This is a genomic window from Pseudoalteromonas neustonica (genome assembly GCF_001653135.1).
GTDB lineage: Bacteria > Pseudomonadota > Gammaproteobacteria > Enterobacterales > Alteromonadaceae > Pseudoalteromonas > Pseudoalteromonas neustonica.
Genome location: NZ_BDDS01000001.1, coordinates 453649 through 467857, shown reverse-complemented (window position 1 = coordinate 467857; position 14209 = coordinate 453649). Strand labels below are relative to the sequence as shown.

The 14209-nt window shown below is 39.5% G+C and carries 15 protein-coding genes and 1 tRNA gene; 5 read left to right on the top strand and 11 right to left on the bottom strand.

Going from position 1 to position 14209, the window contains the following annotated elements:
* Positions 1–57: 57 nt before the first annotated feature.
* The 6 genes from A7967_RS02005 to A7967_RS01980 form a co-directional block, all read right to left on the bottom strand.
* On the bottom strand, positions 58–1407 hold the full coding sequence (locus tag A7967_RS02005) for a tetratricopeptide repeat protein (RefSeq protein WP_064435339.1): 1350 nt from the start codon (positions 1405–1407) through the stop codon (positions 58–60).
* A complete protein-coding gene (locus A7967_RS02000) occupies positions 1404–1961 on the bottom strand; it encodes an energy transducer TonB (RefSeq protein ID WP_157756399.1) in 558 nt (185 codons plus the stop codon). Before A7967_RS02000 ends, A7967_RS02005 begins: the two co-directional genes overlap by 4 nt.
* A 92-nt stretch (positions 1962–2053) precedes the next feature.
* Positions 2054–2455, bottom strand: a complete 402-nt coding sequence (locus A7967_RS01995) for an ExbD/TolR family protein (protein ID WP_064435337.1) — start codon at positions 2453–2455, stop codon at positions 2054–2056.
* The gene (locus tag A7967_RS01990; RefSeq protein WP_064435336.1) at positions 2445–2828 is read right to left on the bottom strand and encodes a MotA/TolQ/ExbB proton channel family protein; all 384 of its coding nucleotides are present in this window, start codon (positions 2826–2828) and stop codon (positions 2445–2447) included. Before A7967_RS01990 ends, A7967_RS01995 begins: the two co-directional genes overlap by 11 nt.
* 1 nt (position 2829) lies before the next feature.
* Positions 2830–4176 (bottom strand): MotA/TolQ/ExbB proton channel family protein, encoded by a 1347-nt coding sequence (locus A7967_RS01985; protein ID WP_064435335.1) that lies wholly within the window; start codon positions 4174–4176, stop codon positions 2830–2832.
* Positions 4169–5011 carry a DUF3450 family protein gene (locus tag A7967_RS01980; protein ID WP_064435334.1) on the bottom strand — a complete coding sequence of 281 codons (843 nt, stop codon included), beginning with the start codon at positions 5009–5011 and terminating at the stop codon, positions 4169–4171. Before A7967_RS01980 ends, A7967_RS01985 begins: the two co-directional genes overlap by 8 nt.
* Before the next feature lie 160 nt (positions 5012–5171).
* Between A7967_RS01980 and A7967_RS01975 the strand changes: the two genes are divergently transcribed.
* A complete protein-coding gene (locus tag A7967_RS01975; RefSeq protein ID WP_064435333.1) occupies positions 5172–7424 on the top strand; it encodes a TonB-dependent receptor in 2253 nt (750 codons plus the stop codon).
* A gap of 61 nt (positions 7425–7485) precedes the next feature.
* The gene (locus tag A7967_RS01970; protein WP_064435332.1) at positions 7486–8166 is read left to right on the top strand and encodes a Fe2+-dependent dioxygenase; all 681 of its coding nucleotides are present in this window, start codon (positions 7486–7488) and stop codon (positions 8164–8166) included.
* 93 nt (positions 8167–8259) lie between these two features.
* Here A7967_RS01970 and A7967_RS01965 read toward each other — a convergent pair whose 3' ends face one another.
* Positions 8260–8724 (bottom strand): hypothetical protein, encoded by a 465-nt coding sequence (locus A7967_RS01965; RefSeq protein WP_064435331.1) that lies wholly within the window; start codon positions 8722–8724, stop codon positions 8260–8262.
* 437 nt (positions 8725–9161) lie between these two features.
* Positions 9162–10166: a transposase gene (locus A7967_RS01960; protein ID WP_235575753.1), complete on the bottom strand. Its 1005-nt coding sequence runs from the start codon at positions 10164–10166 to the stop codon at positions 9162–9164.
* 48 nt (positions 10167–10214) lie between these two features.
* Here A7967_RS01960 and A7967_RS01955 point away from each other — a divergent pair, with 48 nt between their 5' ends.
* From A7967_RS01955 to A7967_RS01945, 3 genes are all read left to right on the top strand, one after another.
* Entirely contained in the window at positions 10215–10535 is a 321-nt protein-coding gene (locus tag A7967_RS01955; RefSeq protein ID WP_064435330.1) for a hypothetical protein, read from the top strand.
* Between the two features lie 433 nt (positions 10536–10968).
* Entirely contained in the window at positions 10969–11775 is an 807-nt protein-coding gene (locus A7967_RS01950; RefSeq protein ID WP_064435329.1) for a hypothetical protein, read from the top strand.
* A gap of 127 nt (positions 11776–11902) precedes the next feature.
* On the top strand, positions 11903–12454 hold the full coding sequence (locus A7967_RS01945; RefSeq protein ID WP_064435328.1) for an ADP-ribosyltransferase: 552 nt from the start codon (positions 11903–11905) through the stop codon (positions 12452–12454).
* Positions 12455–12653: 199 nt separating this feature from the next.
* Here the strand turns inward: A7967_RS01945 and A7967_RS01940 are convergent.
* The 3 genes from A7967_RS01940 to A7967_RS01930 all read right to left on the bottom strand — a co-directional run bounded on the left by A7967_RS01940 (position 12654) and on the right by A7967_RS01930 (position 14201).
* Positions 12654–12728: transfer RNA gene (locus tag A7967_RS01940), tRNA-Arg, on the bottom strand.
* Between the two features lie 134 nt (positions 12729–12862).
* Positions 12863–13516 (bottom strand): FlgO family outer membrane protein, encoded by a 654-nt coding sequence (locus tag A7967_RS01935; RefSeq protein WP_054203385.1) that lies wholly within the window; start codon positions 13514–13516, stop codon positions 12863–12865.
* A gap of 7 nt (positions 13517–13523) precedes the next feature.
* On the bottom strand, positions 13524–14201 hold the full coding sequence (locus A7967_RS01930; RefSeq protein WP_064435327.1) for a FlgO family outer membrane protein: 678 nt from the start codon (positions 14199–14201) through the stop codon (positions 13524–13526).
* Positions 14202–14209 lie beyond the last annotated feature (8 nt).

Below are 14209 nucleotides of genomic sequence, written 5' to 3'. Positions count from 1 at the left end.
AACGAATAACACTCTTATTAAATCAATCTATTAGTAAATATTCAAACCAAATTCAGGTTAACTACTCTGGCTAGTTAGGCGCTCTAATTGCGCAATATTTTTAGCTATATCATAGCGGCTTGGATTTACAGCCAAGGCTTTTCGTAACAAGATCACCGCACTTTTGTAATCTGTTTGATCTATTTCTAGTTGAGCATGACTCACTAAAGCACGCTCTTTAAATGCACTGAGTCCTTGCGCCCTAATATAGTACAGCTCTGCACGACTATAAGCCTGCGCAGCGCGATAATAATCACCGAGCGCCAATAAAACCTGACCATTACTTGGGTTAATAGCCAATGCCTTTTGATAATAACTGGCCGCTTTTTTAGTCTTTTTCTGAGCATTTGCCAGTTGCCCTTGCAAGGTATAGTAATCACCTTTCGCAACGGTACTTAACTTTGCAGGTTGAGTGACCTTTGCCAGTAATTTGCTTGCCTGTTTATATTCTTGCTGATGCAATAACCAAGCAACGGCACTACTAACAAGGCTAAACTGTTGTTGGTCTTGCTTTAATACTTGTGCCAACAGTACTGATGCTTTACTAAAACTGCCATTTTTAAGGTGCAATTGAGCTGCAAGTACTCGGTTTTCAATTGATTTTTCACCTAGCCTTAATGCCACCTCTAAACTAGATAATGCCTGTAGTTCGTTATCTTGTTGTAATGCTATTTGACTACGTTGCAACCATAAATCTTTGTTATCACTATCAGCCTCTAACATCCCACTAAGCATCGCGTTTGCACTTGGGTATAGCTGCGCTTTGATCAACGCCACCAGCAATCCCTGCTGCCATTGGCTATTTTGAGGCGCTAATAACAATGCGTTCTGATAGCCGCTAATTGCAGCCCATGGATTGTTATTTTGTAAGTGTAAATAGCCTAGTTGACCAAATAGTTGATCGTCCTGCTGACCAAGTACAACAGCATTACTTAAGTGTTTAATCGCTTTATCTGGTTGCTGTTGCTGTAAATAAATAACGGCAAGGCTTCGCTCACTACGCCCTAAATTAGACTGTAATTTTAGCGCCATTTTAAACGCATTTTCGGCTTCATTTAAACGCTTTAATGCTAAATAAACTTGCCCGGTCACTTGCCATAAAGCGGCACTTTTTTCACTTGATTTATATCCTTGTAAAATCAGTGCAGCTTGTTGATAATCTTGACTTGCTAACACAGGTTTTAACGCATTTGCCACGCCCTGCTCTTGCGGCTCTAATCTCGCGTCGTTTTGTAATAATGCCTTAGTGTCAGCATTAAATAACCAGATAGGCTCACTTAATGTAACATCAACTTTGGCTGTTGCAACATGCGTTATCAATACACATGTTAGTGCTATTGTTTTAAATAAGGTTCTTTTTATATTCATGACTTTTTAAATTCCACAGGCCAAATAAAACGTGCTTTTACTGCTATATCATCTTTTTTTGGCACACTAAAACGAGATTCTTTTACTAGTTTTTTAATCGCACTGTCAAGTTCTGGGTAATCGTTATTTATCACCTCAACTAAACTCACATGTCCCATTTCATCTATAAATACATCTAATTTCACCAATACCTTATGAATGCCTTTACGCACTAACGCATTAGGGTAAGGTGCTTTAAATCCAGTCATCACTTGTGGCAACGAGTCAAGTTGCTCAAGCCCAAAAGCCTGCCAATCTACGCTTAAGTCTACTTGCCAGTCTTGCTGCTCATGAAACATAGGCATTGGCGGTGTAAGTGTTAATAAAGGATCGGTCGTTTTATCAATACTCATTTCAATGCTCGGGCCATCGCCCGAAATTGAAAGCAACAATGTAGGCGTAACTTGCTCTACTTGTTGCGACACAGGAGGAGGTGGCGGTGGTGGTAAACTCACTAATACTGCTTCGCGTACCGTTACAGTTTGCTGCAACTGTTCGCCAAACCACTGTTTCATAAACAACAACGATAACGCCGCAGCTAATAACACGCAGCTTAAGCACAAAGCGTAAAAGTGATGCCGTTTTACTTTTATAACATCGCTGTGCATTATTTAATGGTCGCAATGTTAACGCTAACAGCACCTGCAAGCTTGCTCTCGTCAAGTACTTGTACCAGTAGCTCTGTAGGCACTTGCTTATCAGCTTGGATCACAACGGGTTGCTCGCGCCCTGCTAATAACTGCGACACCGTATTTCGTACACCTGCAACACCAATATTATTACCATCGTAAATCACTTCACCATTGTTAGTAATTGCCAACATAATGACATTACGCGCGAGCTTTTGCGTCGAAAGTGCTTGGGGTTTATCAACCTCTACACCGGTTTCTTTTACAAATACCGTCGTAACAATAAAGAAAATTAATAGAATAAACACCACATCCAATAACGGCGATAAATCGATATGTTGCTGCTGTTGTTCAAGACGCTGTTGCAAACTATTGCGCATTAGCAAGGCTCTCTTTAACAATTAAACGATTAAAGTAGCTCAATAACAACCATGCAGGTACAGCAATAACAAGCCCGAGTTGAGTCGTCCATAGTGCACTGGCAATCCCCTGACTAAGCGTACTTGTTGCATTAAAACTATCGCCTAACGACATAGCGTAGAATGAATCCAACAACCCCATAATTGTGCCCAGTAACCCCAATAAAGGCAGCGCACCAATTAAGCAACTTAAGGTGCTGGGCCACTTTTTGTCCTGTGTTGTTAATAAGCCATTACGGCTGCGCACAATAAAATACATAAGTTGATGATAGACAAACAAGCCTAGTGCCAAAATCACCCACACAATCACACTGTCAAACGATTGCATTTGCATATTACTCTCCTTTATTTAATGCTGCAGTCGAGTTAGATATTTGACTGAGATTAACCGCGCAACTTTCTAGCTCACCATAATAAGTTTTTACTTTTCGTGATAGTAATGCATGTAATAATAATGCAGGAATAGCCACAACAAGGCCTAACTCAGTGGTCACTAGCGCCTCTGAAATACCGCCCGACACCGCCGCAGGGTCGCCTGCGCCAAATAGAGTCATGAGTTTAAAGGTTTCGATCATACCGCTTACCGTTCCTAATAAACCAAGTAAAGGAGAAACCGCCGCAGTAATTGCCACCGCGCCTAACCAATATTCAAGAGTATGTTTATGATTTAGCAGTGCCGAAAATAATTGATCATCTCGCTGCGGCCCTACGTCAGTAGCAATACTTATTTCAACTAGCTGTGCTTGCATTCCTTTATTTTGCGCCGTTAATTTTTCAAGCGCACTGCGTTGCTCTGCAAAACTTAACTCGTACACATGGCGTAAACGTTCAGCCATTGCAGGTAATACTTTAGGTAATCGCCATAATTGCAGTGCCTTAGCAAATGAAATGAGCAAAGCAAATACCCCAAAAGCAAGAATAGGTGTTACCCAAATTCCACCTTTTGCAATGTGATCTGTCATACTTTCTTTTGCATGCTGGATTTTAAGTGCGCGTGATAACGTCGGATCAAACATCACTTCTCCACGGCGACTACTTTTAAGCTCAGTAAGCTGCTCATACTGTGCTGATTCAAATATAAGCGCGACTTTATTCATGTCGTTATCACGGCTATACAACCCTGATTGTTGGGTCGTTGTATCTAAAAACCAATTAACCGGACCAATAGACAAACTATCAACGGGCTTTAATGAACCGTCATTAAAAGCAACGTTTGTTGCCCCCCATGTAGGCGTACTGCGTGCGGCAAGTGCATTTATTGATACTGAAATACTATCAAGCACTAATAACTGGCTACTGGCATTATTAACACCCGTTAGCTTATTTTGCTGAATATAACGCTGCAGTACATTTTGCTGATAACTATGCTGTTGCTGCCAATCATCTAGACGCTGCTTAAGCTTTTCAAACCCCATGGTTTTTTCATCGTTCAATCGCCTTGCTACCGCTGTTTTTTCACGCAGTGCCAACACTTTTTGCTCAACTTTGTTAAATGACTTTGCCAATGCACTGCGCTGTTTAGCAATACTATTTTGCGTTTTAGACAGTGCCTGCTGTGATTTTTTTATATCGTCCTGCAAAGACACTAAAACATCATTACTACTGGCTAACGCTTGATTAAAAACCAATACACTAAATAATAAAGTGGCTGCGCCAAATACGCGTAAGATCAGCTTAATCATGCGCACTCTCCGTGTTTATATGGCTACCTTGAGGCGCTAATAAAATGTTTAAGTTAATAAATTCAGCCTCCTTTTGCTGATTCAACATCGCCAACATTTGCTTCACCTGCAATACACTTTGTTGATCATCAATTGCTTGCCACCGCCAGCCATTATCGGTCGCAAATCCTTGTGCGGCGTAGGTGTTATCTAAACTGATATACCAACCTAACGAAATACCCATGTAAATTTGCGACACTAACTTCTGTTCGCCATTTGGTAAAGTAATCGCACTTTGATAACTACTTATGCGGCTATCAAATTGGCTTAAATCATCAAATAACTTGAGTAACAGTGTGAGTCTATCGCTGTTACTTTTAAGGTTTTTGTTTGCTTGGTCATTATCTGTGCCGTCATGTACGCTAAGTTGCTCGCGCCAGCTTTTCTCTAAAGGCGGCGGTAAACGGTAAATAAGATCGTTTACATTAATAAATTGTGTTTTTAGCCAACCAGTTAAATAAGCTTGATCTGTTTCCATTGAGTTTTGTAGCGCTAACAACTCACCGCGCGCTTGATCTACTTCATTACCCGATTCGCTGTCTTGTGCAAGTAACTGTGTTAGTTGTTTTTGCTCTGCTTTGAGCAAAGTGAGCCTTTGCTCTAATAAAGGCTGTTGTGTGATCCACTCATTAGTCAATGCACTTTGCTGCTGCTCTGTACTTAACCAGCGCTCTACTAAACTATCAACCTGCTCAGCTTTACTAGATTGCTGTGCAAAACCATGCATGGAGTAAACACAGGCTAAGCTTACGCAAAACGCTAACGATTTTTTCCCTAACTTTATTTTCAACTGCACCGCTATTCCTACTCACGCATCAAGACTTTAAAACTCAGTAACAATTTATTAATGAAATAAATACGTCCCTGAAATTGAGTTGCAAATAATAACGATTAACATTAACATGCGCAACCTATAAATAAACGCTAACTATTATCATTTACATATGGAGAGAGAGATGACCACTTTAAATCAACAAAAGCATGTAACGTTCAAAAAAGGTGCAATGGCAAGTGCTATCACTTTAGCAATTACTTCACTTAGTTTTACCGCCTACGCAAATACTAACAACGTAAAAGAGCTTGCCGTTACTCAAGTTAAAGAAGAAAAGAAAGACAGCTATAAAGTTGAAAAAGTCTCCTCTCACAAATATCAAACAGAGCTACTCAATACACCTAAAACAATAAACGTTGTAAACAGTGAAGTATTAAAAGATCAAGGCGTTACGAGCCTAACTGAAGCACTACGTAATGTGTCTGGCGTTTCAACGTTTGGTGCCGGTGAAGGCGGTGGTGGTAATATCACTACTAACGATAAGATCACCATTCGTGGCTTTAGTGCTAATGGCAATATTTATGTAGATGGTATTAGAGATATTGCAGGCTATTCGCGCGATATGTTTAACACCGAACAAGTTGAAGTGAGTAAAGGTGCAAGCTCTAGCATTACTGGTAAAGGATCATCAGGGGGCGCGGTCAACTTAGTCACTAAACAAGCAAATCAAGATGAGCTATTAGTTGTAAATGGCAGCTACGATAAAGCTGAACGTTCACGCCTTACGCTTGATTACAATACAAAAATTAGTGAGTCAGCGGCAGTACGCATCAATGCGCTATACACTAAAGGCGGCGACCCTTTCAACAATGGCGTTGAAGATTACCAAACAACAGCCATCGCCCCTTCACTGCGCATAGATTTTAACGAGCAAACAAGCTTAGCCGCAGATGCTTTATTTATGAAACAAGAAAACAACCCCATGCTCGGCCTACCGTGGGTAACCGAAGGTGTTGCCAATGCAGGCCTTGGTTTAACCAAGGGCCCTATAGATAAAAAATACTGGGACAATTACTATGGCGTCGCACAGCGTGACTTTGAAGATGTTAGTGTTGCTATAGGTACATTACGTTTAGAGCACAAAGTAAGCGATAAATTACAGATTGTTTCGCAAACCCGCATTGCGAGTAACGAAAAAAAATCAGTGGTGAGTCGCCCAATATTTAAAACAGGCAGAGATCCAATAACCGACGATCGCACTTACTTTGATGATGTACGACTCGATTACACACAAAATATCGACCAAGAAAACGAGTTATTTGTAACTCAGCTTGATGCTATTATCGCATTTGATACCGGTTCAATTAAGCATAACTTAGTGGTTGGTACCGAATATTATCAAGAAGACGTAACCCGCTATGTGCTGAAAAATACGATCGAGCTCGATAGCAAAAGTGTAGCACTAAACACCCCTAACCCTAACATGCCATACACCGGTGGCATTTTCCGAGATGGTGCACCCACTGAGGTTAATGGCAAAGGGTTTGCACTTTATGCACTAGATACACTGACTATTTCTGATAATTGGGTAGCCACATTAGGTGCTCGCTACGAAGACTATCAAGCTGACGGATCTACCTACACATGGGCGCGTGTAAACGGTGAATGGTTTAGAGAATTAGTGACTGGTTTAAAAACAGACGGCGACTTCTTTAGCTACAATGCCTCAATTGCCTACAAGCCAAATCAAGATAGTAACTATTACTTTGGTATTGCCAACTCACAAGATCCATCAGCGGGTGACTTAGCCTTTAGCGGACGAGGACTTGAAGGCTTACAAGAAAACCTAGCAATGGACCCTCAAGAATCAACTAACTACGAGTTAGGCGCAAAATGGGATTTATTCGACGCAGACTTACAACTAGCAGCCGCTTTATTCTTAACAGAAAAAACAGTCACTGATCGCGATGAAGACGGCAGCTACTTTATGGGGGGCGAACAAGAAGCCAAAGGTGTAGAGTTTAGCGCAACAGGGCAAATCACCACTGACTTAAGCATTTTGGCCAGTTATACACACCAAAAAACCGAAGTAACAAAAGACACAAACCCACTAACTCAAGGTGATGGCCTTACTGCCGCACCAAAAGACACCGCGAGCATTTGGCTTGACTACACACTAGGTAAGCTAACGTTAGGTGGTGGCGCACAGTATTCATCAGGCAACATTTACTGGCGTCGTAATATGGCTTATTACGACTCAGGAAGTATTACGACAGTAAACTTAATGGCCGCTTATGATGTAACTGACAAGATGACAGTACAGCTAAATATTGATAACTTAACAGACAAATCATACGTTACAGATTACAGCGCACGCGGACATTTTCGCCCCGCTAACCCGCGTAATGTAAAACTGTCGGTTAACTATCAGTTTTAATCTCTAAGCTGAAAATAAATGGCAGCATTACTTTAATGCTGCCAACATATCAAGGTTAAACATGCTTGTTCATATTCCTAACATTTTAAATCAACAACAAATCAGCGAATGCCAAGAGCTACTACATAATACTCAATGGATCGATGGCAACACCACCGCAGGGCACCAAGCAAAACAGGCTAAAAATAACGTTCAACTGGCGCAAGATAACCCAATAGCGGCAGACATAGGGGCATTCATTTTAAACCAGCTAAGCCAAAACCAAACATTTATGGCCGCAACATTACCTAATAAAATTTACCCACCCATGTTTAATTGCTACCAAAATGGCGGCACATTTGGCGATCATATTGACAATGCAATTCGCAATATCAGTGGTACAGGTATAAAAGTAAGAACAGACGTATCCTGTACTTTATTTCTAAACGATCCCAGCAGTTACGAAGGTGGCGAATTAGTCATCCAAGATACATACGGCCAACAACGTGTTAAATTTGCCGCCGGAGATTTAGTCATTTACCCCTCCACCAGTATGCATCACGTCACACCAGTAACAAAAGGCCAGCGCCTAGCCTCTTTTTTCTGGCTGCAAAGCTTAATTCGATCTGATGATCAACGACGTATTTTATACGATCTTGATTTAAGCATACAGGCACTCACACAGCAAAACCCACAACAGGAAGAGCTTGTAAGGCTAACCGGCGTGTACCACAATTTATTACGACAATGGGGTGAAACATAAGTTTGTTTTAGCTAAACCTCCCCCCTACTTTGCAGCGTTGAGGCAACAATAATAATCGGTTCGTCATCAACGTTGTTTCTTTTTAGGCACACATTAACCGTGGTGTCGGCGGATATGCTTTACTAAACCTGATTCGTTAAACTCTAATGAAACAATATTAGTTTTACTATATTCAATGGTTTTTTCTAAATGCGCAGGCTTAACTTTACCCCTTTCAGTCATTTTTATAAAAACAACATTAGCCCCTACCATAATTTCGTTTATCTCAATATTACTGTTTATCACTTCATCTTTTAGTTTACCAATCATATCTGAACGGAGTTTCGATTTATCAGTATACATAAACTTGAATTTAACATGTTCATCGATGAAGTTATCAGATAATAGCGATATATAATGATCTATTTCTTTAGTGGTTGTATTTGGTTGTTGGCGAGCATTTTTGGCTGATACAAATGCCTTTGCTTTCTCGATTAATTGATCTGCCGTGAACTTGTCATTTGCAAAACTTGAAAAAGATAAAATAAGGGATATAAATACTAAAGTTAATTTTTTCACTGAACTCTCCTTGTATGCCTAACAAGCCTGTAGAATAACTCGTATTTAATATATTTTTATTAATGTTTCAACCATAGCTGAGTTCCTATTTTGGTTCAATAACTTTACGATGGGTGTCAACGTTGTTTATGATTCTTGCTCGGAGTCAGGTTTGATGCGTTTGTTATAAGTTACCCACTCATACCACTTTTTCGTAATATATCTTGCGGTCTAGCTTTCCATGTTGATAGTGGCCAAGAAAGAAGTAGTAAGTAAAAAGGACAAAATTTAGCAGCTCTCCTGTCGAGGGTAACCGAATCATTCTTTTTTCCACACTATTAGTTACAGAACTTAGAATTGAGTTGATTTGAAGGAATTTTGGGTAAATAAAGGCAAAGCTAGATCATCACTTTGTTTAATAAGGTGTTTTTTAAACAAACCAATAAAGATGCAACTGTTCAGCCTGCGCCTTTGTACCATTTTACATCGTTGCTGGCGGCTTGCTGCTTTAACCGTTGTTTGCTGCCTGCAAAATTTGAGTACTGCTGCCTGAAACGTTGAATGGATTCAAGCCATTGCGGTTCTTCTATATTCAACGTTAGGAGCACTTTTGGAATGCTTTTGTTGATATGCCCTTTTTTCTTTGGATCTATCTGGCGGCCACTCCAGTCGACTAATTCAATGTAATCCAGTAAGGCAAAGGGGATCGTGCCTTTAATATGATTACCACCAAATGGCTTTAACTGCGCTGGTTGACTTTCATGTTGAACAGTATCTTTTTGTTTGAGGGGGTTATTTGATTTGACCGTGTCTGTGGTAAAGGCTTTGAAATGTGCTATACGCTCTTGAATTGAGGTAAAATCACTGTCTTCAAGCGTATCGGCTATGTTTGCTCTGATAGGATTCAAATCAACGTAGGCCATGCAACTGAGTACTGCGGTTTCATCTAATAATGCCTGTGACTTATAGCGCCCTTCCCAGTACTTGCCCGTGCAGTTATCTTCTTTATTGGCTTCGCGGGCAATGTACTCATTGAGGTTTTTCATATACCAGCTGATGTCATAAAGCCTTGCGCGCCATTTAGCGATGATCTCATTGAAAAAGAGCAAACTCGGCTTATCTAACTGCTCACCATTTAAATGGCGGTCGACTAAAACATGGCCGTTATAAAGTTGATACCAGCGTTCAATTACTTCATCATCTGACCAATCAAGTGCTTGACGTCTATTGACGTTCACAACAAGGTGGTAGTGATTGCTCATAATCGCGTAGGCGGCAATCTCAATAGCGAACACGCTACTTAATAACTTAATTCGCTCTACCAACCACGCCCTACGGTGATCAAAGTTTTTACCTGTGTATTTATCATCACCACACAAGAATGCACGTCTCACGCATCGTGAGATTAAGTGATAATAAGATGTCGATGCTAAATCAATCAGCTTTTTTCTTGCGCGAGTCATAAAATATCAACCTTAGCGACACTGTATGTAATAACAGTAGTTGATACTATGGTTTTTGCAAAAAAAATTGTGCCTGTCCTATTTTATTCTTTCGTTGCTGCTGATAACAGTGATTGGAAAGGCTACATACTCGCTATGGGCGGTTTACACACAAAGCTAAAAGATAGACCTATCAAATTACACACCAATTTAAATATCGTTGAGGAAACTGGCGAGTGTTTGCAAAGCTATTACGATGGTGAACTCATACTCAAAGTAAAAGGTTTGTGGTTCGCTGGTAAAGCCGTTTTTTTTTACAGAGTATTCGCACAAGGCATAATTCATGGAAGGTGGAAAAAGCATAACCTAAAACTGAAACGAGTTAGCTAAAGCTATCACTTTTAAATAAAATTGCAGTTAAATAAAACATTTCAAATAGCTAAAGCTATCTACAGAGCTTTAGCTCACATCGTATTTCATCAGAAAGCCAAGAATAACCTTTAGTTCACTGTTTGCCAGAATGGCAAAAAAGATCTTACTTGGAGTTCTGTAAATAACTGTACTGAATAAAATAATAATCACTCTCGCTTTCATATTCAGCTTTGAGCTCTGTTGATGAGTAGAAGCCTAATTCTGTTCGATAATATTATTAATCGTCGTTTTGCTAACGAATAACATACCGTATTCTTTGATATATTTTAATATATTGTTTACATTGGTAATTGTTGGTGAAATTATTTAAGTATGCGACACCGTCGTTCTACAGTCTCGTGTACTGCTAAAATGACATAGAATAAGTAATTAAAAATATAAGGGAATTTAGATGGCCTCTGAGCTGCTAAGAATAAAAAAAAGGAAAGAAACACGGCAAGAAATGATTTCCTTATACGAAAAATCGGATCAGGTTCTACTGATACACTATTCTTGTGAGTCGTTTTATGACATTAAAGATGGAAGAACTCCAAGAGTTACATCTATTGCTGTTAGAAATTTAAAAACAGCTCAAACAGAAAGTTTCTCTGTTCATAAAATTGCAGAACGAAGTGATATCTCAATAAATGATATACCTGCTCGATACGATGAACTTGAAAAAAAAATGCTTGAAGAGTTTTTTGAATTCATAAAATACAGGCAGACTTTTCACTTTGTTCATTGGAATATGCGTGATGGCGCATATGGTTTTTCAGCAATTGAACATAGATTTCAAGCTCTAGGTGGCGACCCGTACAAAATACAAGACGACAAAAAAACTGACTTGGCTCGAGCACTTATATCACTATTTGGTCGCCAGTACGTGGGTCACAGTAAAGCAGGTCGATTTCTAGCTATTGTCGAATTAAACAAAATAACTGATAAAGATGCTTTGACCGGAAAGGAAGAGGCGGATGCTTTTGAGGCTGGGGAATATGTTCAATTACATCGTTCGACGTTACGGAAAATTGATTGTATGTCGAATATATTTGAAAGAACTATTGATGGTTCTTTAATCACCAATGCTTCTTGGCAAGATCAGTATGGGATTCACCCTAAAGCGCTCATTGAGTACGTGAGAGATCATTGGTTATGGTCTGTTGTTGTTATCATAGCTATAGTTTCAGGCCTTGTTGGAAAAATAGCAGGTTTGTTCTAAATATATTGTCTTTACTAAATAAACATAACTGTAATTGTTTCTAGTTTTCAATTAAACATAAACCCAATGTTAGGTAATTAACATCGTCCAAGCTCAATAGATGCTTTTAGAGAATATTTAACAAGTAATGCAATCTAGTTTAAAAAGGCTACTCAAAGTAGCCACTTATGATCAGTTCTGGAATATGGTGCAATTAAACCATAGTAAGGTAAATCAAGAAGTTAAATTAATAAAAGATGAGGCCATTGCACTCTACGCATATACGCTTTGTCACCCACCATTATACAAGGAGATAAATAAGGCTCTACGGGATGGTGATACGAATAATTTTATAATTAAATTAATAGATTCAGGAATTAAAAATCTCCCAATTTACCGAGGGAAATATGTTTTTAGATGGACTTTACCTCTGCTTGAAGAAAAGGAAAAATTAGATAGTTATGAAGAAGTATTTGAAAAAGCTTATTTAAGTACATTGAAATTTCCTAATGAGATTACAATGGCAGATCCTGAGTGCATTTTGTTTAAAATTGAACATTTGAATGGCCGTGATATAGCTTTATACTCTGATGATTATTCTATAGATATTCAAGAGGTTATATTGCCAAGAGGTTCAAGCTTTATCAACACTTTGACTCGATGTGATGAAATTGACTATATTATTAGGCAAGTTACATAAAGCTAATGGGGTCAAATTTTGACTTCATACATTAAAAATCTTCAATGTCTGCTCATGGCACAAAACAGCCTGAATGTAATTTGGGTACTTTAATAAAAAAGGACAGCGCTAAATTCTTAAACTTCAATTTACTCTGCTACACATGTGCTACACAGAAATTAAAAAAGAAGGCGGAAACTCGTTAACTCATTGATTTAATTGGTAGCCCCTGCAGGAATCGAACCTGCAACTGCCCCTTAGGAGGGGGCCGTTATATCCATTTAACTAAGAGGCCACATTCTAGCTTTGCGCAGCTGATAGCTGATAGCTGATAGCTGATAGCTGATAGCTGATAGCTGATAGCTGATAAGAAATTATAACGGTTTATCCCATTTACAATCAAGCAGTTAAATTGATTCTTTAATTAAGTTAGTTAACACTTGCTCGTTGCAGGTTTATATCTGCGTTATTTAATACAAAATAAGGTAGAATTTTTTGGCTGCTGGCAACCACGCGCTTGCTGTTTACGTCGATTATGCGGGTGTTTACTTCAACGCCGTTACCACGGTAGATTAATGTTCCTGACAGTACATGGCTGGCAAGGTGTCTGCGGGCTAGCTTTTCAATATCGCGTGAAAAAACAAAATCGCCACGTTTGTTTACTAAAACATGGTCAGTGGTTTTAAAGTCCACCACACCGTAACCAAATTTTTGTAATTGGTGAATAAAGCTCTCTGACAACTGGTTGCCTAATTGGCTGCTGTTGTTTAAATGTGCATCTAAATCTACAAACGACGCGACCCCGATTGAAATATCTTCATCAGTGAGCATGGTATCAACCAAATCAAGGGCTATTTGTTCTACATAGTTTACCAAGGTTTTATGGTGTTTAAGAGGTGTGAATTGCGTTGAGTCTTGGTACGCTTCGCCCTCTTTCTCCTCAGCTTGACTGATCCGTTGATCTAAGTGGTCGTTTTGTGTCGGCTGCGCTTTGGCTGAGCCGTCAAACAGGTTACAACCTGCAAGTAATAGTATTGCTACACTTGAGCTAATAAACGCTATACGTTTGATGAGTGTTGTCATTATAACCTCACTTATTCACTTGTTTTAGCATGACACCATCTGTGCGGTAGCTACTATCGAGTGCGTCCACGACTGATTGCGGAATAAATCCTTGGGCTGAGCCTACAACTGCTTTGCTTGTTAAACCAATAATCCGCGCATTAATTAATACTCCACCTTGGTGATTTACCATGGTGCCAGCTAATACATAATTAAAGTTTTGATCTTGGCTTAGCTCTAAGTAATCACGGCTAAATACAAAGTCGCCATTGGGAGTAACACGCATATAGTCGGTGGTTTTAAAGTCAATAACTGGCACGCCAAAGTTATGCAGTTCGTGCATAAAGCTTTCGGCAATCTGATTGCCTAGTAATGTGCCGTCGTTGTAATCGTCATCTAAAAATATAAAGCTGGATACTGCCAACGGTGTTTTGGTGTTCACGTATTGTAGGTTTTCAGCCATGTCTTGCATTATACCGCGCACGTAATGATTAATGTTCTTACGTGTTGGTACATTGATATGGCTGTTGTCGTTCATAACTGCTGTGTTTTGATACAAGGCACTGCTATCGCCGGGCGCTGCAACGCCGCGCTCTTGATTAGCTAATTGAGGGGGGCCTTTTTTTGCAGTGGTGTCGTTGTCATTCATTATGTGCGAACAACCAAAACCCAGCGGCAAGCATAAAGTTAATATTAAGCGTTTCATGATGGGCT

What these genes read in the sequence shown, in the direction of transcription:
- A7967_RS02000 (WP_157756399.1), bottom strand. Translation starts at nt 1,961, where the DNA reads ATGAAACAGTGGTTTGGCGAACAGTTGCAGCAAACTGTAACGGTACGC.
- A7967_RS01990 (WP_064435336.1), bottom strand. Translation starts at nt 2,828, where the DNA reads ATGCAAATGCAATCGTTTGACAGTGTGATTGTGTGGGTGATTTTGGCA.
- A7967_RS01995 (WP_064435337.1), bottom strand. Translation starts at nt 2,455, where the DNA reads ATGCGCAATAGTTTGCAACAGCGTCTTGAACAACAGCAGCAACATATC.
- A7967_RS01985 (WP_064435335.1), bottom strand. Translation starts at nt 4,176, where the DNA reads ATGATTAAGCTGATCTTACGCGTATTTGGCGCAGCCACTTTATTATTT.
- A7967_RS01935 (WP_054203385.1), bottom strand. Translation starts at nt 13,516, where the DNA reads ATGACAACACTCATCAAACGTATAGCGTTTATTAGCTCAAGTGTAGCA.
- A7967_RS02005 (WP_064435339.1), bottom strand. Translation starts at nt 1,407, where the DNA reads ATGAATATAAAAAGAACCTTATTTAAAACAATAGCACTAACATGTGTA.
- A7967_RS01945 (WP_064435328.1), top strand. Translation starts at nt 11,903, where the DNA reads ATGCAATCTAGTTTAAAAAGGCTACTCAAAGTAGCCACTTATGATCAG.
- A7967_RS01975 (WP_064435333.1), top strand. Translation starts at nt 5,172, where the DNA reads ATGACCACTTTAAATCAACAAAAGCATGTAACGTTCAAAAAAGGTGCA.
- A7967_RS01930 (WP_064435327.1), bottom strand. Translation starts at nt 14,201, where the DNA reads ATGAAACGCTTAATATTAACTTTATGCTTGCCGCTGGGTTTTGGTTGT.
- A7967_RS01960 (WP_235575753.1), bottom strand. Translation starts at nt 10,166, where the DNA reads ATGACTCGCGCAAGAAAAAAGCTGATTGATTTAGCATCGACATCTTAT.
- A7967_RS01955 (WP_064435330.1), top strand. Translation starts at nt 10,215, where the DNA reads ATGGTTTTTGCAAAAAAAATTGTGCCTGTCCTATTTTATTCTTTCGTT.
- A7967_RS01970 (WP_064435332.1), top strand. Translation starts at nt 7,486, where the DNA reads ATGCTTGTTCATATTCCTAACATTTTAAATCAACAACAAATCAGCGAA.
- A7967_RS01950 (WP_064435329.1), top strand. Translation starts at nt 10,969, where the DNA reads ATGGCCTCTGAGCTGCTAAGAATAAAAAAAAGGAAAGAAACACGGCAA.